The organism is Ideonella paludis, from assembly GCF_018069865.1.
Taxonomy (GTDB): domain Bacteria; phylum Pseudomonadota; class Gammaproteobacteria; order Burkholderiales; family Burkholderiaceae_C; genus Ideonella; species Ideonella paludis.
In genome coordinates, this window is the sequence record NZ_JAGQDG010000002.1 from 175,075 (window position 1) to 200,338 (window position 25,264).

Consider the following 25,264-nt stretch of genomic DNA (forward strand, 5'->3'; position numbering starts at 1 on the left):
AGTGATGCCTCATGGCGCGAATGATTCAATGCACCTATCTCAAAAAAGAAGCCGAAGGTCTGGACTTTGCGCCCTACCCCGGCGAGCTGGGCAAGCGCATTTGGGAGAACATCAGCAAGGAGGCGTTTGAGCAATGGAAGAAGCATCAAACCATGCTGGTCAATGAGAATCGCCTGAACTTGGCAGATGCGCGCGCCCGCCAGTATCTGGCCCGTCAAATGGAGCAATACCTCTTTGGCGGCGGGGCGGACCAGCCCACTGGCTATGTGCCGCCCAGCGCTTGAGCGCAGGGCCCGAGGTCTCGAGGTCAGGGTGGCTGCGTGCCACCCTTTTCGTTCTGGGCTTCAAGCCCACACTGACATTCGCTTGATTTAAAGCAATTGCGAATCATTCGCGTTTGCATGTAAACTTCGGGCCATCACTTTGATGGTCCCGGAGTTCCCCATGCGTGCTTTGTCCCTCTCCTTGCGTTGCGTGCTGTCGCTGACCTGTGCTGGGCTATTGGCCAGCGCTGCCCAAGCGGCTGACAACAAGGTCTTGAACCTCTATTCCGCGCGCCACTACCAAACCGACGAGGCGCTCTATGCCAACTTCACCAAGCAAACCGGCATCCGTATCCAACGCGTAGACGCCGACGATGCGGGCATCCTTGCTCGGCTCAAAAGTGAAGGAACGTCGTCGCCCGCAGATGTTGTGCTTTTGGTCGACGCCTCGCGCCTGTGGCGGGCGGAGGTCGATGGCCTCTTCCAAGGCATACGCAGCCCCGTATTGGAGGCCAAAGTCCCCGCTCAGTTGCGCGGCAAAGACAGCGGCCAAGGCTCGCCCTGGTTTGGGTTTTCAACCCGCGCACGCATGGTCATCTACAACAAGCAGATGGTCAGCAAGTCGGACGTTGATACTTACGAAAAACTCGCGAACCCGAAACTACAGGGCAAACTTTGCACACGATCGGGGTCTCACCCCTACAACCTGTCCTTGTTCGGCGCAATGACTGAACGGCTGGGCGCACCAGCCACCGAAAACTGGCTGAAAGGCTTGGTGGCCAATATGGCCCGTACACCGAAGGGCGGCGATACCGACCAAATCAAAGCCACCGCCTCTGGAGAATGCGGCGTCGCGCTGGTCAACAGCTATTACCTGGCCCGCATGTTGCGCTCCAACAAGAGCGAAGACCGCGATGCCGTCGAGAAAATTGGTTACCTGATGCCTGATCAATCAGGAGCCGGCACCCATATGAACATTGCAGGGGGTGCAGTGGCCCGTTATGCCCAGAATCGCGACGCAGCTGTGAAATTTTTGGAGTATCTGGCCTCAGACAGTGCGCAAGCTTATTTTGCAGACGGAAACAATGAGTGGCCGGTCGTCAAGACAGTGAAGATCACCAACCCAGCACTCGATTCCTTTGGCGCATTCAAGACTGAAACCACACCGGCGTCGGTCATCGGAATGAATCAGGTCAAAGTGCAACAGATGTTGGACCGGGTGGGCTACAAATAATCCCTGAAACACCAAAACTATTGCGACGCTCAAGACTTGGTTTATGATGGCGCACCCTGTTTGGGGTTTGCAGGAGAAATTTCAATGTCGAGCATCCAAGAACTGTTGGCCCAGAAGGCTGAACTTGATCGTCGTATCGCCGAGGCCCAGCGTGCCGCCAAGTCGGACGCTATCGCTAAAGTCAAAGCGCTGATGTCTGAATATGGCCTCACCGCAGCGGATTTGGCCGGCCGTGCTCCTGGTGCTGCAAAGCCTGAAACTACCCGCAAAGTGGCGGCCAAGTATCGCGACCCTGCTTCCGGCCAAAGCTGGACGGGCCGCGGCTTGAAGCCAAAGTGGCTGCAAGCCGCACTGGCTTCGGGCAAATCGCTTTCCGACTTCGCCATCTGAGCGTCATGCGTTCTTGCTGAAGGCGCCCCGCCAGGGCGGCTGATCGGCGAGAATCCACAGTATTCAGGCGCCCTCGCCTGAGTGCTGATCCCACGGGGCAGCTTCGGCTGCCCTTTGTTTTTTGGTTTTTCTTCCGGCTAAGTTGTGATCCCTTCTGGCTTTTTGCAAGAACTTTTGGCGCGAACTGACGTGGTGGACATCGTCGGGCGCCAGGTGACGCTGAAAAAGGCCGGCATCAACTACAAGGGCTTGTGCCCCTTTCACGGCGAGAAATCCCCCAGCTTCATCGTCAGCCCGTCGCGACAGACCTACCACTGCTTCGGCTGTGGCGTGCATGGGGATGCGATACGGTTTCTGACCGAGCATCACGGGATGACGTTTGTCGAAGCTGTGCACGATTTGGCACGGTCGGCAGGCTTGCAAGTCCCGGAAGACGAAACCTCGGCGGCAGACCGGGCGCGGGCGCAAGAGCAGCGGGAAAAGCAATCCACCTTATCCGGTGTGCTGGAGAAAGCAGCGGACCATTACAGAAAGCAGCTCAAGGGCTCAGCCCGAGCCGTGGCCTACCTCAAGCAACGGGGCTTAACTGGGGAAATCGCTGCCCGGTTTGGACTCGGGTATTCCCCAGAAGGGTGGCGCGCACTGGCGAGTGCATTTCCAAAGTATGACGACCCCTTGCTGGTGGAGTCAGGGCTGGTAATTACCCAGGGCGACGAAGGCCCTGAGCAAAAGCGATACGACCGTTTTCGGGATCGGATCATGTTTCCGATTCGCAATGTCAAGGGCGAAACGATTGGCTTTGGCGGGCGTGTACTCGACAAGGGCGAGCCCAAATACCTGAACTCTCCCGAGACGCCCGTCTTCGTCAAGGGACGTGAGCTTTATGGCTTGTTTGAAGCCCGCACCGGCCTGCGAGAAAAGGAATATGCCCTCGTGACCGAGGGCTATATGGACGTTGTGGCATTGGCTCAGTTGGGCTTTCCCAACGCCGTGGCGACTTTGGGCACGGCCTGCACCGCCGACCATGTCCACAAACTCCTCCGATTTACCGAGCAAGTCGTCTTTAGTTTTGACGGAGATGCCGCCGGCCGCCGCGCCGCGGGCCGCGCACTAGAAGCCGCCCTCCCCCACGCGACGGACACACGCAGTTTCAAATTCTTGTTTCTCCCGCCGGAGCATGACCCAGACAGCTATATCCGCGCACATGGCGCAATAGGGTTTGAGGCTTGCGTGCGTGATGCGGTACCGCTCTCGCGCCAGCTTATCGAGCATGCCAGCGCCGATTGCGACCTCCAAAGTGCCGAAGGTCGCTCGCGCATGTTGGCTCAGGCGCGGCCACTTTGGCAGCAACTGCCCGAAGGGACCTTAAGGCTGCAGATGTTGAGCGAGTTGGCACGCTTGGGTGGTCTGCCCTCCGAGGAGTTGGGCAAGCTCTGGGCGGCCCAAGGCCCGGTGTCCTCCGGCACGCCTTACCGAGCCGCCGACCCAGCCGATGACGGCACGCCGGCGCGCACCTTTGAGCGCTACAAGCGCCGCGGGCCACAGGCCAGCTTTGGGCCGCAGACCACCACCACCCGCGGCAGGCTGGCCCCCAAGAAGCCGGAAGACCGCATCGTCCAGATGCTTTATGGCAACTCGCAATGGTGGCTGCAGCTCTCGGCGTTGGAGCACGACCTGCTGCATGGTCTGCCCAGCCCCCATGGCCCGGCCATCGCTTGGTTGGAGCGCGAAATGACCGAGCATGGCGGCAGGCCTTGGGCGGTACTGCGCGAAGCCTTGGCCTCGGACGAAAGCCTGGCCCCAGACGTTCGCACGCTGGCAGATGGTGACGCCGACCCAGACGCCACCTTTGAAGACCTGCGCAGCGCGGTGGACATGCTGCTGGTCAAAGCCCTCGAGGCGCGAAAGCAAGCCCTGCTGGCCAAGGCTGCCACCGACCCCCAGGCTTTACAGGAGTTCCGTGAGGTCGATACAGAGTGGCGAGCCGTGCGCGCGCGACAGGGCGGAATGCTGGTGCGAGGCGAGTAGAAAACGAGGCTGAGAGGTATAATCCTCTCACCGACACATGGCAAGAGTGACAGCAACACCTCCGGACACCGGCCGCCCGCGACACGGGTTACCCAAGGCCAACATCCCCGCAAGGATTGCATTCTTGAATGTTCACGCCAACTTGCCAATACCCCTCCGCAGCGATGCCATCGCATTGAGCTGCTTGTGACTTCTGCGCCCCTAGCCTGGGCAGCACCACAAGTGCTGCCAGAACAGTTGGTGTTGCCCTGTGCACGCCTGAGCTGCTGCCAGTTTGATTGATCGAGGACCTGAATGACCGCCAAGAAGACCGCTTCGCCCAAGGCCACCAAGACTGCAGATGCAGCCGTGGACGCCGAGGACACCAAGAAGTCCAAGACCAAGGCTGCTGCTGCCCCCAAAGCGGCTAAGGCCGCCAAGGCCAGCGACGCCGAAGAGGGCAAGGCCAAGCGCGGTCGTAAACCCAAGGCAGAGGCTGCAGCCAAGCCCAAGGCGGATGAGCTTGAAGACGACCTCTCGGACATCGAAGCCGAGATCGAGGGCGAAGTGGAAGCCGAGGCCGCTGAGGGCGTTGAGGAGGGCGAAGACAAGCCCAAGGCCAAGCCCCTGCGCATGAAGGTCAGCCGCGCCAAAGAGCGCGCACTGATGCGTGAATTCGGACTGGACGAAACCGCCCTGACCGAAGAAGAAGTGGCCAAGCGCCGCCAAGAGCTGAAGACCCTCATCAAGATGGGTAAGACGCGCGGCTACTTGACCCACCAAGAAATCAACGACCACCTGCCTGAAAAGCTGGTCAATGAAGAGATTCTTGAGGCCATCATCTCCATGCTCAATGACATGGGGATCGCGGTCTATGAGCAGGCGCCTGATGCGGCCACCCTGCTGATCGCTGGCGGTGCCACCTCGACGGCCACGGAAGAAGAAGCCGAAGAAGCTGCTGAAGCAGCACTGTCCACGGTGGACTCTGAGTTTGGCCGCACCACCGACCCCGTTCGCATGTACATGCGCGAAATGGGCACGGTCGAGCTGCTGACCCGTGAAGGCGAAATTGAAATCGCCAAGCGCATTGAAGGCGGCTTGCAAGCCATGATGCAGGCCATCTCCGCCTCGCCGACCACCATCAATGAGATCCTCACGATGGCGGCCAAGATCGAGTCGGGCGAGTCCCAGATCTCGGAAGTGGTCGATGGCTTTGTCGCCGCCGATGAGGCCGATGACTATGTGGCCGAAGAAGACTTTGACGAGTTCGACGAAGAAGACGACGACGACGGCAACGGCGGCTCCAAGGCCCTGACCAAGAAGCTCGAAGAGCTGAAGTCTCAAGCCCTGCAGAAGTTCAGCTCGCTGCGTACGCACTTCGAGAAGATGCACAAGGCCTTCGAGAAGGACGGCTACAAGTCGCCGACCTACAACAAGGCACAGCAGGCCATCACCGATGACCTGATGACCATTCGCTTCACCGTCAAGACCATTGAGCGCCTGTGCGACATCCTTCGCTCGCAGGTGGACGATATTCGTCGTTACGAGCGTGAGATCCGCAAGATCGTGGTCGACAAGTGCGGCATGCCGCAGGACTACTTCATCAAGTCCTTCCCGGCCAACGCCATGAATGTGAAGTGGGCCGAGAAGGAAATCGCCGCCGCCAAGCCCTACAGCGCCGTGCTGAGCCGCAACCTGCCGGCGGTGCAGGAGCTGCAGCAAAAGCTGATCGACCTGCAAGCGCGTGCGGTCGTGCCGCTGGTGGACTTGAAGGACATCAACAAGCGCATGAACGAGGGCGAAAAGGCCTCGCGTGACGCTAAGAAGGAAATGATCGAGGCCAACTTGCGCCTGGTCATCTCCATCGCCAAGAAGTACACCAACCGGGGGCTGCAGTTCCTGGACTTGATCCAAGAAGGCAATATCGGTTTGATGAAGGCGGTCGACAAGTTCGAATACCGTCGCGGCTATAAGTTCTCGACCTATGCCACGTGGTGGATTCGTCAGGCCATCACGCGCTCCATCGCGGACCAGGCTCGCACCATCCGTATTCCGGTGCACATGATCGAGACCATCAACAAGATGAACCGTCTGTCGCGCCAGCACTTGCAGGAGTTCGGCTTCGAGCCGGATGCGCCGACGCTGGCCGAGAAGATGGAGATGCCTGAAGACAAGGTGCGCAAGATCATGAAGATCGCCAAAGAGCCGATCTCCATGGAAACGCCCATCGGCGACGACGATGACAGCCACCTGGGCGACTTCATCGAAGACTCCAACAACACCGCGCCTATTGAGGCGGCGATGCAAGCGGGTCTGCGCGATGTGGTGAAGGACATCCTTGACAGCCTCACTCCGCGTGAAGCCAAGGTGTTGCGCATGCGCTTCGGCATTGAGATGTCCACCGACCACACGCTGGAAGAGGTCGGCAAGCAATTTGACGTGACCCGCGAGCGGATCCGCCAGATTGAAGCCAAGGCCATCCGTAAGCTCAAGCACCCCAGCCGCTCGGACAAGCTCCGTACTTATCTGGACAACGTCTGACCACGCAGCCACACCACCCGAGCATGGTTCAGCGCCTCTGCTCGGCGGTCGAATTGCATCTTCGTTGACGCCCAGGCATGGCCATCATCAAGCGCCGCACCGTGCTCTTCGCAGACCTGCGAGGCAGCACTGCGCTCTATGAAAGCATGGGCAATGCGTCGGCCACCTCGGTGGTCACACAAGCCATCAACGGCCTGTCGCGGCGCGTGCCCGTCACCGGCGGGCAACTCATCAAAACCCTGGGTGACGGCCTGATGGCCGTGTTTCCGGGTGCGGTGTCGGCCGTGGCTGCGGCCGTGCAGATGCAAGCTGAATTGGACAGACAAGCCCAGCAAGCCGTGGGTTTGCCGCCCGAGCAAGTGGCCGATCTGCAATTGCAGATCGCCATCGCAGCCGGTGAGGTGGTGGAAGTCGGTGGCGACTGCTTTGGTGACGCCGTGAATGTTGCTGCGCGTCTGCTCGACCACGCGGGGGACAACGAATGCTTGGTTACCCGCGAGGTTCATGAAGAGCTGACCTGGGAAGTGCGCTCCCGCTTCCGGCACCTGGACAAAGTCCATTTGCGCGGCCGTGCCGAGCCGGTGGATGTGTACTTGCTGGCCCGCCGCGGCGTCGACACGGCGGTCACCCAAATGGAAGCACCGGCCGAAATGAGTGAGCCGCAGGGGCTGCAACTGGTCTGGCGCGACAACGCCTTTGTGTTCTCGCGGGGGCGCTGGCCGGTGGTGTTGGGTCGCGGCAGCCAGGCCACCCTGAAGATCGACGATGCCCGTGTGTCGCGTTCGCACGCCCGGATCGACCTGATGGGTGGCGCGCTGCAATTGACCGACCTCAGCATCAACGGCTCTTACGTGCGCTTTGCGGGTGATGAAGAAGTGCTGAGCCTGCGTCGTGGCACCTGCACGCTGCATGGCAATGGCGAATTGGGACTGGGCGGGTCGCCCAACGACCCTGATGTGCCCCTGGTTCAGTTCGCGGTGCTGTCCAGCCTGGACACTCAGCCGATGAAGCTTGTTTGAGGGCTCTGCCCTCCTCTCTTGACCGTGTGCCCAAATGCGCTTTCAACCTGAGCCGCCCTTTACCCATGGTCAAGCCCCGCGCATCGGCGTGGTGTGGGCCAATTTGGGCACCCCAGATGCGCCAACGCCAGCAGCCTTGCGTCGCTATCTGGGCGAGTTTTTGAGCGACCCACGCGTGGTGGAGATCCCTGCCCTGGTCTGGAAGGTGATCCTGCACGGCATCATCTTGCGGGTGCGGCCTGCCAAGTCTGCCGCCAAATACGCCAGTGTCTGGACGCCGGACGGCTCACCGCTGGCTGTTTGGACGACGCGCCAAGCCAAGCTCTTGCAAGGCTATTTAGGTGAGCGCGGGCATTCAGTCACCGTGCTGCCCGCCATGCGTTATGGACAGCCTTCTATCGCCAGTGCCCTCGATGCGCTGCGGGCCCAAGGTGCCGACAAAATCTTGGTCTTGCCCGCCTACCCGCAGTATTCCGGAGCCACCACCGCCAGCACGTTTGACGCGGTGTCAAGCTGGGTTCAAAAGGTCCGGCGCGTGCCGGCCTTGCGTTTGGTGGCCGAATATCACGACCACCCCGCCTACATCGAGGCCTTGGCCGCTTCCGTGCGGGCGCACTGGAAAGTGGAAGGCCCCAGCCGCATGCTGGTGATGAGCTTTCACGGCATGCCCGAGCGCACGCTGCACCTGGGCGACCCTTACCACTGCCAATGCCACAAGACAGCACGCCTGCTGGCTGAGGCCCTGGAGCTGAGCAAAGACCAGTATCGCGTCACCTTCCAGAGCCGATTTGGCAAGGCCAAATGGCTGGAGCCGTCCACGGAGCCCACGCTCAAGGCCCTCCCCGCCCAAGGCCACGAACGGGTGGATGTGATCTGCCCAGGCTTTGTGGCCGATTGCTTAGAAACGCTGGAAGAGATTCAGATGGAAGGCAAGGAGGCGTTCCTGCAGGCGGGTGGCAAGCAATTCCATTACATCCCTTGCTTGAATGCTGACCATGCCGGCATCAGTGCGCTGGTTCAGATCGCCACGGAGCAATTGGCGGGATGGCCCACCACACAAGCCCCCAACGACGCCGACGGCAAGGCGAGCGCGGCGCGTGCGCGCGACATGGGCGCTGCGCGCTGACTCTGCCACTGTTGGCTGAAAAAAAACGCCGGGCTCAACCCGGCGTTTTCGTTGGTGCGGAACCCGGTCAGGCCCGGCGGCGCATCAGCTTGGGCACGACGAGCACCGCCAAGACGATGAGCAAGATGGTCAAGGACATGGGGCGCTCAATGAAGACGCTCCATTTGCCCTCGCCGATGGACAGTGCATTACGCATCTGTGCCTCAGCCATCGGGCCCAAGATCATGCCCACGATCACGGGTGCGGTGGGGAAGCTGAAGCGGCGCATCAGCACCCCCAACACGCCCACACCAAACATCAGGAACAGGTCAAACGCGCTTTGACGCATGCCGTAAACACCGACCGTCGCGAACACCATGATGCCCGCATACAAGTAGCTGCGAGGGATCTTGAGCAGCTTGACCCAGAGGCCCACCAAAGGCAGGTTTAACACCAGCAGCATGACGTTGCCGATGTAGAGCGAGGCAATCAGCGCCCAGACCAGGGTCGATGAGGTGGTCATCAGCTGCGGCCCGGTTTGCAAGCCGTAGTTCTGCAAGGCCGACAGCAAGATGGCGGCGGTCACCGAGGTCGGGATGCCCAAGGTCAGCAAGGGCACCAATGTGGCCGTCACCGCGGAGTTGTTCGCTGCTTCAGGCCCGGCCACGCCTTCAATCGCCCCCACAGTGCCAAACTCTTCCTTGTGCTGGCTCAGCTTTCTTTCAGTGGCGTAGCTCAAGAAGGTCGGAATCTCAGAGCCGCCCACCGGCAAGGTGCCAAAGGGGAAACCGATGGCTGTGCCACGCAACCACGCGGGCCAAGAACGGCGCCACTCGGACTTGGTCATGTGCACGCGCCCTGTGCGGTTCAAAGAGGCTTCACTGCGCCCCTCATACAGCACGTTGTAGAGAGCCTCACCCACGGCGAACAAGCCCACAGCGATCAACACGACCTCGATGCCATCCATGAACTCCGGGATGCCGCCGGTGTAGCGCACCGTCGCGGTGATCTGGTCGATGCCGACCAGGCCGATCGCCAGGCCCACGAACAGCGCCGTGAGACCACGCAGCGCGCTGCCGCCCAACACCGCGCTGACGGTGGTGAAGGCCAAGAGCATCAAGCCGAAGTACTCAGGCGGGCCGAGCTTGACCGCAAAATCCGCCAAGATGGGCGCACACAGGGTCACCAACACCGTCGCGATGGTGCCCGCCACAAAGGAGCCAATGGCCGATGTGGCCAAGGCCGCACCGGCCCGGCCGCTCTTGGCCATCTTGAAGCCTTCAAGCGCGGTCACCATGGTGCCGGTTTCGCCCGGTGTGTTCAGCAAAATCGACGTGGTGGAGCCACCGTACATCGCGCCGTAATAGATGCCGGCGAAGAAAATCATCGAGGCGGTGGGTTCCACCTGCGAGGTGATCGGCAGCAGCATGGCCACCGTCACCGCCGGGCCTAAGCCCGGCAACACGCCAATGGCAGTGCCAATGGCGCACCCAATAAAGGCCCACATCAGGTTGATGGGGGTGCCCGCTGTGGCGAAACCCTGAAGGAGTTGGTCCCAAACTTCCATCGTGTTCTCCTTGAAGGTTTAGATCCAGCCGGTGCTGGTCAGCCCCGGCAGGCTGATGGCCAAGACCTTGGTGAACAGCCAAAACACCGGCGCAGACAAGGCCAAGCCGATGCCGGCATCGCGCAGGGTGTCCTTCACCGAACCGCCCGGCCGCCCTTCAGAGAGACGCAGGCCGCGAACGGCCAACACAAAGCACAGCGCACAGCTCAATACGAACCCGATGGTGGTGATGAGGGCTGCATTGGCCAGAAGGCCTGCGGCCATCCAAGCCAGGGCGCGCCAGTCGCCGCGCTCGGCACCTGAGGGCGCTTCCAGCACTGCGGGTTGGCTGCCACGCTGAGCCTCCACGATGAGCAAGACGCCGCACAGGGCAAGAGCTCCGGCAACCACCCAGGGAAGGAAATTGGGCCCGACCCCCGCATAACCCGCTTCGGACGAAATACTCATGGCGCCATAAGCCAACAGTGCTGCCAGCACCAGCACACCCACACCGACCAAGGTCTGATGCAAAGCGGCTTGCTTATTGTTTGTCGTAGGCGATTCACTCATCGCGCGTCTCCTCACACTCTTGCCCCTGGATGGGTCTTGAAAGAAACAGGCCGGTGGGTCACACCGGCCTGCAGACCTTAGACGCGGAAACCATGGGGCCGAAGCGGCCCAGCGAGCTCTGCGTCTGCAGTCGATCAGATCATTCCGGACTTGACCATGATGGCGCGCAGCGACGCAAACTCACGATCAACGAACTCGTCAAACGCCGGGCCGGTCAGGACAGCCGGTGTCCAGGCGTTCTTTTCGAGCGACTCGGCCCAAGACTTCGACTTCATGGCAGCCAGCACCATGTCCGTCAGGGCTTTGCGCTGCTCAGGCGTGATGCCGGGCGCTGCATAGACACCGCGCCAGTTGCCAATCTCGACATTGATGCCCTGCTCCTTGAGCGTTGGGATGTTGATGCCCTTGAGGCGAGCCGCCGAGGTCACCGCGATGCCCTTCATCTTGCCGCTCTCGATGTACTGCGCAAACTCGCTGTAGCCGCTGCCGCCGACCGTGACGTTGCCACCCAAAATGGCCGCAGTCGCTTCGCCACCCCCACGGAAGGGCACGTAGTTGATCTTGGAGGCGTCCACGCCCGCTTCACGGGCGATCATGGCCGCAGCAATGTGCTCGGTAGAGCCGCGCGAACCGCCACCCCACTTCACGCTGCCGGGGTCCTTCTTCATGGCATCGACCACGTCCTTCATGGTCTTGAAGGGCGAGTTGGCAGGCAGCACGAACACGTTGTACTCGCTAGTGATGCGAGCAATCGGGGTGGCTTGAGTCAGCGACACCGGCGGCTTGCCAGTGATGATGCCGCCCAGCATCACGGCGCCCATCACCATCAGCGCATTGGGGTCGCCCTTGCTGGCGTTCACAAACTGCGCCAGGCCCAAGGCACCCGCAGCACCGCCCTTGTTCTCATAAGAGACCGCCGACGCGACGCCAGCGTCTTGCAAAGCCTTGCCCAGGGCGCGGCCTGTGCTATCCCAGCCACCACCGGGGTTGGCAGGAATCATCATCTTCAGGTTGGCTGCGGCATTAGCGCTCAGTGGCAAGGCACCGGCAGCGGCCATGGCGGCCAGAGACTTGAGGAAGGTATCGCGACGCATGCGTGAGGCTCCTTGAACAATAGGGAGAAGAACTGTGATGGTGACGACGCAGGCTGTCAAACGGCTGTCGTGAAGGCTGGGGTTATCCCGGTTGAGTGACAGGCCCGCTTGAGCGGATAAGCTCCGGGCTATGAAGGTACTGCTCATCGAAGATGACACGGCACTGCAAGCCACCTTGCAGCGCACGCTGGAGCGGCGTGGCATGCGCGTCACCGTGTGCTCAGACGGCTTGCGCGCGCTGGACCGTTGGCAAGCCAGCCTGCCCGATGTCGTGCTGCTCGACCTCAGCCTGCCCGGCCAAGACGGCCTGATGGTGTTGAGCCAAGCCCGCGCACAAGGCTTGAAGACCCCTGTGTTGATCGTCACCGCGCGCGGCACGATCGGCGACCGCATCGTGGGCCTCAACACCGGGGCGGATGACTACCTTCCCAAACCCTTTGACTTGGATGAATTAGAAGCCCGCATGCGTGCTTTGGCTCGCCGTGCGGCGGGTGCCATCGGGTCGAGCCCGGCCTCCCCCAGTAGCACCGCGCCCATGGCATTCATGGGTTTGAGCTGCGATGCAGAGAGTGGTGCGGCGTACCACCATGGTCAGCCGCTGGAGATGCCGCCGCGCGAATTGGCGCTGCTGCGGGCCCTGCTGCAGCGCCCGGGCCATGCGGTGGCCAAGGAGCGTTTGTTCAGCGCTGTGTTTCCGGGCGAGCGGGATGTGCAGCCCGAAGCCATTGAGGTTGTCGCCTACAGGCTACGTAAGCGCCTTGCGGGGACCCAAGTGCAGTTGGTGACACTGCGCGGCCTGGGCTATCTGCTGCGAGCCAACGCATGAGCTTGGCCAAGCTTTGGCAGCGCCTGTCGCTGAGGGACCGCTTGATGGTGGGCATCTTATTGCCCGTGTTGGTGGTGATTGTGGTGAACACCGCCGCCCTTTACGAGCAAGCCCTGCGCGCGGCTGACACCGCTTATGACCGCACCTTGCTGGCCACCGCTAAGTCCATCGGTGACCAACTGGAGACGCGTGAGGTGAAGGGTGTCGTGACCTTGAACTCCGAACTGCTGTACTCCGCGCTGGAGCCCTTTGAGGCCGACAACCGCAGTCGCTTGTATTACCGAGTCAATGGCTTTCAGGGTGAGATGGTGTCCGGCTTTGAAGACCTCAAGCCCTGGCGCGGCAGCCTGCCCCAAAAGGGCCCTTATGCAGCGCTGGTCGACTTTTATGACGATGAGTACCAAGGCAGCCGAGTCCGTGTCGCCGTCTTGCTGCAACCTGTGGTGTGGCAGGGTGGCCAAGGCATGGCCACGGTGCAGGTGGCCGAAACCCTGGAGCTGCGCCAGACCCTGGCCCGCAGCCTGCTGATGGGCACGCTCTGGCGCCAAGCCGCTTTGATCCTGCTGATTGCGGGCGTGGTGGTGTGGGTGGTGCACCGCGCCACCCTGCCCGTCCGAACCTTGAGCCAAACACTGCGCTCACGCGCGGAAGGCGATCTGACGCCTCTGGACAGCGCCCTCGCGCCCAAAGAGATCGAGCCGCTGGTGGCTGCCACCAATCAGCTGATGTCCAGGCTGCGCGACCTGCTAGAAACCCAAAAGCGATTTGTCCGAGACACCTCGCACCAATTGCGTACGCCGCTGGCGGTGCTCAAAGCCCAGGTGCAGTCGGCCCGACGCGGCGACCTCGACCCCATGCTGGCGCTGGCCGAGATCAATCAAACCGTGGACCGAGCCACGACACTGGCCAATCAAATGCTGGCGCTGGCCAAAGTGGAGCAGCTCAAGCAACAAGGCGATGCGCCGCTGCAAGATTGGGCCGACATCACACGCGATGTGGCCCTGGACCTGTCGGCCCTGATTGCCGAGAGCGAGCTCGACTTTGAACTGAACAACAGCCAAGCTGCGCCTATCCAAAGCCACGAATGGGCCTTGCGCGAGCTGACTCGCAACCTGCTGCACAACGCCATCAAGCACTGCCCGCCAGGCGGGCGCCTGAGCGTGACCTTGGTGGCCGACCAACGCCACGCAGCCCTGACCATTGCCGACAGCGGCCCCGGCTTGCCGCCAGAGCAGCGCGCGCGGCTGTTTCAGCCCTTTGCTGCCGGCAGCAGCCGCAGCGGCTCGGGGCTGGGCTTGGCCATCTGCCATGACATCGTGCTCTCGCTGGGCGGGCAGATTGAGTTGAACAACCGCGACGTGCAGGGCCGTATCCAAGGCTTGGACGCCGTGGTGCGTCTGCCCTTGGCCAAGACCTGAGCGACAATCCCCGACGTGGACGCTCCAAAACTTGTGACCCATCCGGTTCGGCTCGATAAATGGCTCTGGGCCGCCCGATTTTTCAAGACTCGCAGCCTGGCTGTCGAGGCCATCGGCAAACATCGCGTGGATGTCAATGGCCAGCCGGCCAAGGCCTCTCGCGACTTGCGCGAAGGAGACTTGATCACCCTGCGTGAGCCCGGCCAGCCCGCCCGCGAAGTGCAAGTGATGGGTTTGAGCGAGTTGCGCGGACCAGCCCCCGTCGCCCGCCAGCTCTATCAAGAAACCGCCGAGAGCCTGGCCCGCCAGGCCCAGGCCACAGAGCAACGTCGCCAAGGCGTGGAGCCCGCCCAAGCCATTGAGCATGGCCGGCCCACCAAACGGGACCGACGCGACCTGGCCCAATGGCAACGCTGGAGCGCCTCGGCTGACTCTTGAGGCCCCCCGCTGCGGCACACCTGCCGCCGCGAACTACAAAATCTCCAATCCCCTCTTGAAATTGTGGGCAGTGGCCCCAATTGCCTGGGATTCCTGTCAAACCCTTGCCCTGACACCATGACTTCCAACGACCCCGCAGCCCAGCAGAACACCTCAGAGACCGCCGAGCACACCGCCGCACCTGAAGCCGCCGCGCCGCAGCAAGCCAGCCCCGAGCAACGTGTGGTGGAACTGGAAGCCCGCTTGGCCGAGATGTCCGACGCCTACCTGCGGGCCAAGGCAGAAGGCGAGAACATCCGCCGCCGCTCTGAGGAAGAAGTGAGCAAGGCTCGCAAGTACGCGGTGGAGTCCTTTGCCGAAGCCATGTTGCCCGTGCGTGACAGCCTCGAGGCCGCCATCGCCATGCCCGACGCCCCTGTCGACAAGGTGTTGGAAGGCGTGCATGCCACCCTGCGCCAATTGGCCCAGGCGCTGGAGCGCAACAAGGTCCAGGAGATCAACCCGCCCGTGGCCACTCGCTTTGACCCGCACCAGCACCAAGCCATCAGCATGGTCCCGGCCGAGCAAGACGCCAACACCGTCGTGGCCGTGCTGCAAAAGGGTTACTTGATCGCCGACCGCGTGCTGCGCCCGGCCTTGGTCACCGTGGCCGCCCCCAAATAAGGCCTGAATCCTGCGCTTTTTGGGGCCAAAACCCCTTGAAACCCTGCGGATTCACCCCACATTCGAATCAACACGAACTTCTCTCTCGGAGCACACATCATGGGAAAAATCATCGGTATTGACCTCGGCACCACCAACTCGTGCGTGGCCATCATGGAAGGCAACACCACCAAGGTGATTGAGAACGCTGAGGGCGCGCGCACCACGCCGTCCATCATCGCCTACCAAGAAGACGGCGAAATCCTGGTCGGCGCCTCGGCCAAGCGCCAAGCCGTCACCAACCCCAAGAACACCGTCTACGCTGCCAAGCGCCTGATCGGCCGCAAGTTCACCGAGAAGGAAGTGCAAAAGGACATCGACCTGATGCCCTACACCATTGCAGCGGCGGACAACGGCGACGCCTGGATCGAAGTGCGCGGCAAGAAGCTGGCCCCGCCCCAGATCAGCGCGGAAGTGCTGCGTAAGATGAAGAAGACCGCCGAGGACTACCTGGGCGAAGAAGTGACCGAGGCCGTGATCACGGTGCCCGCCTACTTCAACGACGCACAACGCCAAGCCACCAAGGACGCTGGCCGCATTGCCGGCCTGGACGTCAAGCGCATCATCAATGAGCCCACCGCGGCGGCCCTGGCCTTCGGCCTGGACAAGCACGGCAAGGGTGACCGCAAGATCGCTGTTTATGACCTGGGCGGCGGCACTTTCGACGTCTCCATCATCGAAATCGCCGATGTGGACGGCGAAATGCAGTTCGAGGTGTTGTCCACCAACGGGGACACCTTCCTGGGCGGTGAAGACTTCGACCAGCGCATCATTGACTACATCATTGCCGAGTTCAAGAAAGAACAAGGCGTGGACCTGACCAAGGACGTGCTGGCTCTGCAGCGTCTGAAGGAAGCCGCCGAGAAGGCCAAGATCGAGCTGTCCTCGTCGGCCGCCACCGATGTCAACCTGCCTTACATCACGGCCGATGCCACCGGCCCCAAGCACCTGAACATCAAGCTCAGCCGCGCCAAGCTCGAAGCCTTGGTGGAAGAGCTGATCGAGCGCACCATCGCCCCGTGCTCCACCGCCATCAAGGATGCGGGCGTCAAGGTCAGCGACATTGACGACGTGATCCTGGTCGGTGGCATGACCCGCATGCCCAAGGTCCAAGAGAAGGTCAAGGAGTTCTTCGGCAAGGAGCCGCGCAAGGACGTCAACCCCGACGAAGCCGTGGCCGTGGGTGCGGCGATTCAAGGCCAGGTGCTGGGCGGCGACCGCAAGGACGTGCTGCTGCTGGACGTCACCCCGCTGTCTCTGGGCATTGAGACCCTGGGCGGCGTGATGACCAAGATGATCAAGAAGAACACGACCATCCCGACCAAGTTCAGCCAAGTGTTCTCGACAGCCGACGACAACCAGCCGGCCGTGACCATCAAGGTTTATCAAGGTGAGCGTGAAATGGCCTCGGGCAACAAGAGCCTGGGCGAGTTCAACCTGGAAGGCATTGCCCCCGCCCCGCGCGGCATGCCGCAGATCGAAGTGAGCTTCGACATTGACGCCAACGGCATCTTGCACGTCGGCGCCAAGGACAAGGCTACCGGCAAGGAAAACAAGATCACCATCAAGGCGAACTCGGGCTTGTCGGAAGCCGAGATCGAGAAGATGGTGAAGGACGCCGAAGCCAATGCGGCAGAGGACAAGAAGAAGCTGGAATTGGTGCAGGCCCGCAACCAAGCCGACGGCATGATCCACTCGGTCAAGAAGAGCATGACCGAGCATGGCGACAAGCTGGACGCCGACGAAAAGGCCAAGATCGAAGCCGCGCTCAAAGAGGCCGAAGAAGCCCTGAACAGCGAAGACAAGGCCGTGATCGACGCCAAGACCGAAGCCCTGATGACGGCCAGCCAGAAGCTGGGCGAGAAGGTCTATGCCGAGCAGCAAGCGGCTCAGGCGGCAGCCGGCGCTGCGGCGGGTGCTCAGCCGGGCGCGGAAGCCAATGCCAAGCCGGATGACGACAACGTTGTCGACGCCGACTTCAAGGAAGTCAAGAAGTGATGCAGGCCTTCAAGAGGGTTGAGAGACCTTCTTGATTGAACGCCGCGTTCGATGCGAAGCAGTCTTGACTGCTCCCCGCCTCAACGCGGCGATTTCGCTTCCCCAAGCCCCGTTTTCCGGGTTTGGAGCAACTACTCAGCGAGTGAGCTTTCATGCCAAAGCGCGACTATTACGACGTACTCGGGGTGCCCAAAAACGCCTCGGAAGAAGAGATCAAAAAGTCTTATCGCAAGCTGGCGATGAAGTACCACCCTGACCGAAACCAGGGTGACGGTGCCAAGGCGGCCGAAGAGAAGTTCAAGGAGGCCAAAGAGGCCTACGAGATGCTCTCGGATGCCCAAAAGCGTGCCGCTTATGACCAACATGGCCATGCCGGGGTCGACCCCAACGCCGGGGGCTTCCGGGGTGGCGAGGGCATGGGCGGCTTTGCCGATGCCTTTGGGGACATCTTTGGCGATATCTTTGGTGGCGGCGGCAGGCGCGGCGGCGGTGGCCAGCAGGTCTATCGGGGCAACGACCTGAGCTATGCCATGGAGATCACGCTGGAAGAAGCGGCCAATGGCAAAGACACGCAGATTCGCATCCCCAGTTGGGAGAACTGCGACACCTGCGGCGGCACAGGCGCCAAGCCCGGCACCAAGGCCAAGACCTGCACCACCTGCAATGGCTCAGGCACCGTGCACATGCGCCAAGGCTTTTTCAGTGTGCAGCAGACCTGCCCGCACTGCCAAGGCACCGGCAAGATCATTCCCGAGCCCTGCACCAGTTGCAATGGCGCGGGCCGCATCAAAAAGCAGAAGACGCTGGAAGTCAAAATCCCGGCCGGTATCAACGAAGGCATGCGCATTCGCTCGGCGGGCAATGGCGAGCCGGGCACGAATGGCGGGCCTGCTGGCGACCTCTATATTGAGATCCGCATCAAGCAGCACGATATCTTCGAGCGTGATGGTGACGATCTGCACTGCACCGTGCCCATCTCGGTGGTCACCGCCTCGCTGGGTGGCACCATTGAAGTGCCGACGCTGGCCGGCAAGGTGGAGATCGAACTCCCCGAAGGCACCCAGCATGGCAAAACCTTCCGCCTACGGGGCAAGGGTATCAAGGGCATCCGCTCGTCCTACCCCGGGGACCTGTATTGCCATGTGACGATCGAGATCCCCATCAAGCTCACCGAGCACCAGCGCAAGCTGCTCAAAGAGCTGGATGAATCACTCAAAAAGGGAGGCGACAAGCATTCCCCCACCGCCAAGAGCTGGACCGATCGGGTCAAGGACCTGTTCAAGTAATCTGGTCTGCCAAAACCCTTCAAACCCACCCTCAGCGGTGGGTTTGTTGCGTCTTGGGCGAGTTTGCAGCGCGTAAGACCCTGCCTGACTCAAGTCTTTTCAACACATGCCGAAAGCAACGATCATGCTCCTCTCGGGTGCCGTATGACCCGTCTGGAGTGCCCTGAGCCCTTAATCCTTGAGGGCGAGGCGCATGCCGGAGAACATATCGCAATGGCTACGATCCAAACGCCCTATTCCCATCTGCAAGCTTTGATCATTGACGACATGGCCGTGCAGCAGACCACCTTGCGTGGGCAGTTGACCATGCTGGGTATCACCAAGGTGGAGCAAGCCTCAAATGCCGAAGATGCCTTGCGCCTGATCCGCGCCAAAGCCCCCAACTTGGTGTTGTGCGATTTCAACCTGAACAACAAGACAGATGGGCAGCAGATGTTCGAGCATATGCGGGACAAGGGCCTGCTGCCGGCAGACTGCCTGTTCTTCATGATCACGGCGGAGAGCGGCTATGCATCTGTCGCGTCGGCCACCGAGCATCGCCCCGATGCCTATCTCCTCAAGCCCATCACCGCGAGCGACATCGAGGATCGTCTGAAGGCTGCCCTGGAGAAACGCCAGGCCCTCTTGGCCGTCAATCAGCGTTTGGCCAAGGACGATCTCGTCGGCGCGGTGAGCGAGTGCGACAAGCTGCTGGCCAAGAAAGACCGCTGGACCATGTCGGTCCTGCAGATCAAAGGACAGACCCTGCTGCAACTCGGCCGCCATGAAGACGCCAAAGCGGTCTATCGAACTGCCTTAGACGAGCGTCCGAACTTGGTTTGGGCCCAGTTGGGCTTGGCCCGCGCCCACAAGGCTGGCGGTCAGTTTGATGAAGCTCGCCAACTGGCCTCGGACATCATTGCTTCCCCGGAAGGCGAGAAGAACGTCGCCGCCTACGACGTGATTGCCGAATCGCTGGAAGCCCAAGGCGACGCCGACGGCGCCCTGTGGGCCCTGAAAGATGCAGCGACGGTGGTGCCCTCCAGCCGGCGTCAGCGACTGGTGGGCGAAGCAGCCTACCGCAACGGGGACTTGGCAACGGCCAAGGAATGCCTGCAAAAAGTGGCCAAAGCCACTCGCGGCTCGATGACGGCATCCTCACAGGACACGCTGTTGCTGGCCCAAACGCTGGTGGATACCGGCGATGCGGCGGGTGCAGTCGCCATCTTGGACGACGTGAACACCAAGCCCAAGCACGATCCTCAGTATGAAAGCGTCTCGCTGGCCATCAAGGTTCAGGCGCATGTGAAGTCGGGGCAGCCAGAAGCAGCCGCCAAGCTCTTGGTCAAGGCCCGCGAAACGCTGCGCAAGGCCAAAGCTGACTTTGGCACCGTGGCTTTGGCCAAAGCCGAGTTGATGAGCGGCAACGAAGCTGAAGGCCTGAAACTGATGGAGCGCGCCATCAGCGCAGACCATGAAAACACACGCGTCAAACAGATGATCGGCAATGCCCTTCGGGACACCGGCCATGACGACAAGATCCAGCAAGTGATTGAGGCCGCTGCGGCTGGCCTGCAAAAGCGCGTGACGGATGCCAAGAAGCTGTTCCGTGACAGCAAGATTGATGAAGCCCTTGAAGCCATTGAGGCCGCGCTGCGTGAATACCCGGAGAACACCGGTGTGCTCTTGCAAGCGGCGCAGATGAACTGCTTGTCGCTGCGCTTGAAGCGTGAGCTCAATGACACGGTGGTTGAGCGTGTGCGCCTCTACCTGACGCGATTAGAAAAGCTGCTGCCGGCCAACGACCGCGTCACCCAGATGCAGCGCTACTACCGCGAAACCCTCAGCACCCTGGCCGCACCGGCCACCGCCTGACATGGGTCCCGCGCTGGCAGCGCTGATCGTCCATGACCTGAAAAACGGCTTGGGCGCTCTGGAAGCGGAATTGCTGGCGCTGCAACACACCCATGGCGAAGCCGTGGGCGGCGCGACTTACAAGCACTGTGTGGAGTTACGGCAGCGCTTTGTCCAGTTTCTCGCCCTTTACGGCGTGGATGGCACCATGCGGGCTCATAGCGCCGACGAGTCACCCCAGGACCTGATCCGCCTCATCTGCAAAGAGCAAGGCCCGCTGCTGGCACCCTTAACACTGCAGGCTGGCGAGGCCGACCAAGCCCCCCCTTACTGGTACTTCGACCGACGTCTGGTGCGCCTGGCATTAGAGGCCGCGCTGCACAACGCACAGCGCTATGCCCGCAGTGCCATCCGCCTCTCCGCCCACGGCCGTGACGGCATGCTGGTGTTCGTGATCGACGACGACGGGCCCGGCCCACAGCCGCCCGACCGGGACGACCCGCAGTCCACCGGATTGGGCACCGCGCTGTGCCAAGCTGTGGCCACGGCCCACGACCTCAAGGGGCGACGCGGCTTCGCCACCTTGGCGCGCAGGCCCGAAGGCGGAGCACGGTTTGAGCTGGGTTTGGCTTGAGTTCATTCAGAACAGACTCCGCTGAACACCACCGCACTGGCCCAGTTGCGCTCTGGCGGGCGGCCTGAACTGGCTGAAATCCAGGGCAAAGCGTTCGGTGTTGAGCCCCAACTTTGCCGTCGCTTTGTGGAAGCGCTGGCGCAGTAGATCCGCCCACACCCCCTGCCCTGTCATCCGAGCGCCGAACGCCGCGTCATTGTCTTTGCCACCCCGCATGTCCCGCACCCGCGCCATGATGCGGGCAGCTCGCTGGGGGAAATGCTGCTCCAGCCATTGCTGGAACAGCGGGTTGACCTCCCAAGGCAGCCTGAGCACGATGGAAAAGGCCCGCCGAGCCCCTGCTGCCGCAGCAGCCTCCAGGATGCGTTCAAGCTCGGGCTCATTCAGAAAGGGGATCACCGGAGACACACTCACCCCCACCGGAATGCCCGCCTCGGCCAGCCGCCGAATCGTCTCCAGGCGCCGCCTCGGCGACGCCGCGCGAGGCTCCAGCACTCGCGCGAGGCTATCGTCCAAGGTGGTGATGGAGACATACACCGCCGACATCTGGCGCGCTGCCATGGGGGCGATCACATCGATGTCGCGCTCCACGCCCGCTGATTTGGTGATGATGGAAAACGGGTGCTGCGCCTCGCTCAAGACTTCCAGGACTTGGCGGGTGATGCGCAACTTGCGTTCGGCCGGTTGGTAGGCGTCCGTCGCCGAGCCAATGTTCAGGGCCAAAGGTTCATAGCCCCGGGAGGACAAGGCCTCTCGCAGCCGCTCGGCCGCATTGACTTTGGCGATGATGCGCGTCTCAAAGTCCAAGCCAGGCGAGAGATTCAGATAGCTGTGCGTCGGCCGCGCATAGCAATAGATGCAACCATGCTCACAGCCTCGGTACGGGTTGATCGAGAGGTCAAAGCTGATGTCGGGCGAATCATTGCCCGACAGAATGCTCTTGACCTGCTCTTCAATGATCCGAGTTTGAGGCGGCAGTGTCTCAGTCTGCGCCCGTTGATCTAGGCCGCCCCAGCCATCGTCAAAGACTTGGCGCTCGTCTTGGCTGAAGCGGTGTTGTAAGGCCCAGGTCGTGCCCCTGCCCTTGCGAGCTTGCGGGCCGGGCATGAACACCAGGGGCGAGGCGGCATCCGGCGCGGCGCCGAGTGCGCGGGTAGGGGCTTGAACAACAGGCATACTGTAGTTTTATACAGTATTCGTTGCGATGCAAGCCCCCTTGACGCTGAGGCGCTGAGCAGTGGCCTCAATACTCGTCGAACTGCGTGCCCGGTGCCAGGTTGTCAAACTTGGTCAAGGGCTTCAAGAAGGCCAGATGCAATGAGCCCACAGGGCCGTTACGCTGCTTGCCGATGATGATCTCGGCGGTGCCTGGCACCTTGGAGTTCTCGCGGTTGTAGTAGTCATCGCGGTAGATGAACATGATGACGTCGGCGTCCTGCTCAATGGCGCCAGACTCGCGCAGGTCACTCATCATGGGCCGCTTGTCGGGCCGGGTTTCCACGCTTCGGTTCAACTGTGAGAGTGCAATGACCGGGCAGTTCAATTCCTTGGCCAGGGCTTTCAGGCCCCGCGAGATTTCAGAAATCTCGGTCGCGCGGTTTTCACCGGCGCTGCTGCCCGAGCCGCTCATCAGCTGCAGGTAGTCAATCACGATCAGGCCCAGCTTGCCGCACTGGCGGGCTTGGCGGCGGGCTCGGGCGCGCAACTCAGCAGGGTTCAGAGCGGGCGTCTCGTCAATGAAGACGGAGGCCTTGGAGAGCTTGTCCACGGCCTCGGTCAAGCGGCCCCAGTCGTCATCCTTCAAGCGGCCCGTGCGCAAGCCCGATTGGTCAATCCGACCCAGCGAACCCACCATACGCAGAGCCAATTGTGAGGCGCCCATTTCCATCGAGAACACCACCACAGGCAAGCCTTCGGCCACGGCCACGTTCTCGGCAATATTGAGCGCAAAAGCTGTCTTGCCCATGGACGGCCGAGCCGCCAAGATGATGAGGTCGCCGCCTTGCAGGCCGGCGGTCATCTTGTCGAGGTCGTAAAAGCCCGTGCGCACGCCGGTCACGTCTTCGGCACCGTTCTCAGCCAACTCGGTCACGCGGTCGATCAACTGCATCACCAAGGTGTCCATGCTCTGGAAGCCTTGCTTGGTGCGCTGGCCTTCTTCGCCAATCTTGAAGATCTTGCCTTCGGCCTCGTCCAGGATCTGCGCGACTTGCCGGCCCTGTGGGTTGAAGGCCTGGGTCGCGATCTCGTCGCTGGCGGTGATCAGCTTGCGCAGAATGGCGCGCTCTCGCACGATCTCGGCGTAACGGCGTAAATTAGCGGCACTGGGTACGCTCTGTGCCAGCGCATTCAAGTAAGCCAGCCCCCCGCACTCCTCAGCCTTACCCAAGGTCTGCAGTTGCTCAAACACGGTGATCACGTCGGCCGGTTTGGAGGCATTGATCATGCTGCCGATCGCGCTGAAGATCAGCTTGTGCTCGAAGCGATAGAAGTCGCCCTCACTCAAAACATCAGACGCCCTATCCCACGCGCCGTTGTCCAGCAGCAGGCCGCCCAAGACACTTTGCTCGGCCTCGATGGAGTGCGGCGGTACCCGCAGGCGCGCCACCTCCTCGTCTTTGGGGCCGGTGCGCGGGTCGTGGGAATCAAAAATCGTGGTCATGAAGGAATGATACGTGGGCCCTGCCCCAGCGCTTGTGGACAAGGCTGTGGAAATCCTTGGGGAAGTCTGTGCAAAGCTCAGCCCAACAAAGCAGGGGCGGAAATGAAAAAAGGGCCGGTCCAAGACCAGCCCTTTCGGAGGTGTCAGCCGCGGGTGAAGACCCGCGAGGCGAGACTCAGTCGGCGTCGCCAACCACCTTGACGTTCACGTCCACCACCACATCGGTGTGTGCAGCGACTTGAACGGTGTACTCGCCCACAGCCTTCAGGGGGCCGTTGGGCATACGCACTTGAGCCTTGGCGATTTGGAAACCAGCCTTGACCAGCGCTTCAGCGATGTCGTGGTTGGTGACCGAGCCGAACAGACGGCCGTCCACGCCAGCCTTCTGGCTGATGGTGACGCCATAGCCGCCCAGCTTCTCGCCCACGGCTTGAGCAGCGGCCAGCTTTTCAGCGGCCAGACGCTCCAACTCAGCGCGACGTGCTTCGAATTCCTTGATCGCGACTTCCGTGGCACGACGAGCGCGCTTGGTCGGAATCAGGAAGTTACGGGCGTAGCCGTCCTTGACCTTGACAACATCACCGAGGTTGCCGAGGTTGGCCACTTTTTCCAGCAGAATGATTTGCATGGTGTGAAGCTCCTCAGACCTTGTGTTGATCGGAGTACGGCAGCATCGCCAGGTAGCGCGAGCGCTTGATGGCGGTGGTCAGCTGACGTTGGAAGAAGGCGCGCGTGCCGGTCAGGCGAGCCGGCGTGATCTTGCCGTTTTCACCGATGAAGTCACGCAGCAGGTCCACGTCCTTGTAGTCGATGGATTCGACACCAGTGACAGTGAAGCGGCAGAACTTCTTGCGGCGGAACAACAGCGATTGCTGGTTGCGCTTAGGACGACGGTCCTTGGAAAATCTTGACTTTGGCGGGGGCATACGAGTGACCTCTGTAAATGTCTATCCAGATGTTGAACAGCTCAGCAGTTCATCAAGCCAGCTCAGTCAGGTGATACACCAGACCTTTGCCATTGCGTGAGGTGGTGAGGAATCCGGCGCATTGAACCGGCTCTCCCAACACCAGCGCATTCACACTGCGGGTGATCTCCCCAATCGCCACCGCTTTGACCTCCAAAGAGACTTTGCGGGGCTGACCGTCTTCCATCACCGTGGACTCAGCTTTCAGCTTGAGGTCCAAGGCCGGGACTCCGGCAGGGGTGTAGCGCATCGCGCTACGTTCAATCACTTCTGCGGCAAGAACCCATCGGTTCATAAATCGTTCAATGGGGCCGCAACAGCGTGGCTTGAAGACTCACTGGATTCGTCAGGCAGCTTCTTGAGTGGCGGCCGCGGCCTTGCGGGCCTCGTCCTTCTCAACCGACTTCATCATGACCGAAGGACCGGTCTCGGCCTTTTCGAGCTTGACAGTCAGATGACGCAGCACGGCGTCATTGAAGCGGAAGCCGGTTTCCAACTCAGCCAGCACTTCCTTAGAGCACTCGATGTTCAGGCACAGGTAGTGCGCCTTGGCGAGCTTCTGGATCAGATAGGCCAGTTGACGACGGCCCCAGTCTTCAACGCGATGGACCTTGCCGCCGCCGTTGATCACCAGGGTCTTGTAACGCTCCAGCATGGCTGGAACCTGTTCGCTTTGATCCGGATGGATCAGCAGAACGATCTCATAGTGACGCATGAAGTCTCCTTGTGAATT

Annotated in this window: 24 protein-coding genes; 15 read left to right on the forward strand and 9 right to left on the reverse strand. The window is 61.4% G+C overall.

The window, feature by feature from the left end; genetic code table 11:
• Nucleotides 1-11 precede the first annotated feature (11 nt).
• The 7 genes from KAK11_RS05270 (at nt 12) to hemH (ending at nt 8,580) form a co-directional block, all read left to right on the forward strand.
• On the forward strand, nt 12-284 hold the full coding sequence (locus KAK11_RS05270; RefSeq protein WP_210806977.1) for an oxidative damage protection protein: 273 nt from the start codon (nt 12-14) through the stop codon (nt 282-284).
• Between the two features lie 160 nt (nt 285-444).
• Nucleotides 445-1,497: an extracellular solute-binding protein gene (locus tag KAK11_RS05275; RefSeq protein WP_210806979.1), complete on the forward strand. Its 1,053-nt coding sequence runs from the start codon at nt 445-447 to the stop codon at nt 1,495-1,497.
• Nucleotides 1,498-1,581: 84 nt separating this feature from the next.
• The gene (locus tag KAK11_RS05280; protein WP_210806981.1) at nt 1,582-1,887 is read left to right on the forward strand and encodes an H-NS histone family protein; all 306 of its coding nucleotides are present in this window, start codon (nt 1,582-1,584) and stop codon (nt 1,885-1,887) included.
• A gap of 144 nt (nt 1,888-2,031) precedes the next feature.
• Complete coding sequence (dnaG, locus tag KAK11_RS05285; RefSeq protein ID WP_210806983.1) at nt 2,032-3,915, forward strand: DNA primase; 1,884 nt, start codon at nt 2,032-2,034, stop codon at nt 3,913-3,915.
• Between the two features lie 294 nt (nt 3,916-4,209).
• A complete protein-coding gene (gene rpoD, locus KAK11_RS05290) occupies nt 4,210-6,435 on the forward strand; it encodes an RNA polymerase sigma factor RpoD (RefSeq protein WP_210806985.1) in 2,226 nt (741 codons plus the stop codon).
• Between the two features lie 77 nt (nt 6,436-6,512).
• Complete coding sequence (locus KAK11_RS05295) at nt 6,513-7,454, forward strand: adenylate/guanylate cyclase domain-containing protein (protein WP_210806987.1); 942 nt, start codon at nt 6,513-6,515, stop codon at nt 7,452-7,454.
• Nucleotides 7,455-7,488: 34 nt separating this feature from the next.
• Entirely contained in the window at nt 7,489-8,580 is a 1,092-nt protein-coding gene (hemH, locus tag KAK11_RS05300) for a ferrochelatase (protein WP_210806989.1), read from the forward strand.
• A 67-nt stretch (nt 8,581-8,647) separates the two neighbouring features.
• Here hemH and KAK11_RS05305 read toward each other — a convergent pair whose 3' ends face one another.
• The 3 genes from KAK11_RS05305 to KAK11_RS05315 form a co-directional block, all read right to left on the reverse strand.
• Nucleotides 8,648-10,126: a tripartite tricarboxylate transporter permease gene (locus tag KAK11_RS05305; RefSeq protein ID WP_210806991.1), complete on the reverse strand. Its 1,479-nt coding sequence runs from the start codon at nt 10,124-10,126 to the stop codon at nt 8,648-8,650.
• Nucleotides 10,127-10,144: 18 nt separating this feature from the next.
• Nucleotides 10,145-10,675 carry a tripartite tricarboxylate transporter TctB family protein gene (locus KAK11_RS05310; protein WP_210806993.1) on the reverse strand — a complete coding sequence of 177 codons (531 nt, stop codon included), beginning with the start codon at nt 10,673-10,675 and terminating at the stop codon, nt 10,145-10,147.
• 134 nt (nt 10,676-10,809) lie between these two features.
• The gene (locus tag KAK11_RS05315) at nt 10,810-11,769 is read right to left on the reverse strand and encodes a Bug family tripartite tricarboxylate transporter substrate binding protein (RefSeq protein WP_210806995.1); all 960 of its coding nucleotides are present in this window, start codon (nt 11,767-11,769) and stop codon (nt 10,810-10,812) included.
• Between the two features lie 130 nt (nt 11,770-11,899).
• On the opposite strand from KAK11_RS05315, the gene KAK11_RS05320 reads away from it, so the two are divergent.
• The 8 genes from KAK11_RS05320 (at nt 11,900) to KAK11_RS05355 (ending at nt 20,904) form a co-directional block, all read left to right on the forward strand.
• Nucleotides 11,900-12,595 carry a response regulator transcription factor gene (locus tag KAK11_RS05320; protein ID WP_210806997.1) on the forward strand — a complete coding sequence of 232 codons (696 nt, stop codon included), beginning with the start codon at nt 11,900-11,902 and terminating at the stop codon, nt 12,593-12,595.
• Nucleotides 12,592-14,013: a sensor histidine kinase gene (locus tag KAK11_RS05325; RefSeq protein WP_210806999.1), complete on the forward strand. Its 1,422-nt coding sequence runs from the start codon at nt 12,592-12,594 to the stop codon at nt 14,011-14,013. Before KAK11_RS05320 ends, KAK11_RS05325 begins: the two co-directional genes overlap by 4 nt.
• A gap of 15 nt (nt 14,014-14,028) precedes the next feature.
• Nucleotides 14,029-14,451, forward strand: a complete 423-nt coding sequence (locus KAK11_RS05330; RefSeq protein WP_375140665.1) for an Hsp15 family ribosome-associated heat shock protein — start codon at nt 14,029-14,031, stop codon at nt 14,449-14,451.
• 117 nt (nt 14,452-14,568) lie between these two features.
• Complete coding sequence (gene grpE / locus KAK11_RS05335; RefSeq protein WP_210807001.1) at nt 14,569-15,114, forward strand: nucleotide exchange factor GrpE; 546 nt, start codon at nt 14,569-14,571, stop codon at nt 15,112-15,114.
• A 99-nt stretch (nt 15,115-15,213) separates the two neighbouring features.
• Nucleotides 15,214-17,151 carry a molecular chaperone DnaK gene (gene dnaK / locus KAK11_RS05340; RefSeq protein WP_210807003.1) on the forward strand — a complete coding sequence of 646 codons (1,938 nt, stop codon included), beginning with the start codon at nt 15,214-15,216 and terminating at the stop codon, nt 17,149-17,151.
• A gap of 152 nt (nt 17,152-17,303) precedes the next feature.
• Complete coding sequence (gene dnaJ, locus KAK11_RS05345; RefSeq protein WP_210807005.1) at nt 17,304-18,437, forward strand: molecular chaperone DnaJ; 1,134 nt, start codon at nt 17,304-17,306, stop codon at nt 18,435-18,437.
• 213 nt (nt 18,438-18,650) lie between these two features.
• On the forward strand, nt 18,651-20,291 hold the full coding sequence (locus KAK11_RS05350) for a tetratricopeptide repeat protein (RefSeq protein ID WP_210807007.1): 1,641 nt from the start codon (nt 18,651-18,653) through the stop codon (nt 20,289-20,291).
• A 1-nt stretch (nt 20,292) separates the two neighbouring features.
• Nucleotides 20,293-20,904, forward strand: a complete 612-nt coding sequence (locus tag KAK11_RS05355) for a sensor histidine kinase (protein WP_210807009.1) — start codon at nt 20,293-20,295, stop codon at nt 20,902-20,904.
• 6 nt (nt 20,905-20,910) lie between these two features.
• Here KAK11_RS05355 and KAK11_RS05360 read toward each other — a convergent pair whose 3' ends face one another.
• The 6 genes from KAK11_RS05360 to rpsF form a co-directional block, all read right to left on the reverse strand.
• Nucleotides 20,911-22,011, reverse strand: a complete 1,101-nt coding sequence (locus KAK11_RS05360) for a PA0069 family radical SAM protein (RefSeq protein WP_210807928.1) — start codon at nt 22,009-22,011, stop codon at nt 20,911-20,913.
• Between the two features lie 136 nt (nt 22,012-22,147).
• A complete protein-coding gene (dnaB, locus tag KAK11_RS05365; protein ID WP_210807011.1) occupies nt 22,148-23,566 on the reverse strand; it encodes a replicative DNA helicase in 1,419 nt (472 codons plus the stop codon).
• A gap of 175 nt (nt 23,567-23,741) precedes the next feature.
• The gene (gene rplI / locus KAK11_RS05370; RefSeq protein ID WP_210807013.1) at nt 23,742-24,194 is read right to left on the reverse strand and encodes a 50S ribosomal protein L9; all 453 of its coding nucleotides are present in this window, start codon (nt 24,192-24,194) and stop codon (nt 23,742-23,744) included.
• A 13-nt stretch (nt 24,195-24,207) separates the two neighbouring features.
• Nucleotides 24,208-24,492: a 30S ribosomal protein S18 gene (gene rpsR, locus KAK11_RS05375; protein WP_210807015.1), complete on the reverse strand. Its 285-nt coding sequence runs from the start codon at nt 24,490-24,492 to the stop codon at nt 24,208-24,210.
• Nucleotides 24,493-24,544: 52 nt separating this feature from the next.
• On the reverse strand, nt 24,545-24,826 hold the full coding sequence (gene priB / locus KAK11_RS05380; RefSeq protein ID WP_210807017.1) for a primosomal replication protein N: 282 nt from the start codon (nt 24,824-24,826) through the stop codon (nt 24,545-24,547).
• A gap of 51 nt (nt 24,827-24,877) precedes the next feature.
• The gene (rpsF, locus tag KAK11_RS05385) at nt 24,878-25,246 is read right to left on the reverse strand and encodes a 30S ribosomal protein S6 (RefSeq protein WP_210807019.1); all 369 of its coding nucleotides are present in this window, start codon (nt 25,244-25,246) and stop codon (nt 24,878-24,880) included.
• Nucleotides 25,247-25,264 lie beyond the last annotated feature (18 nt).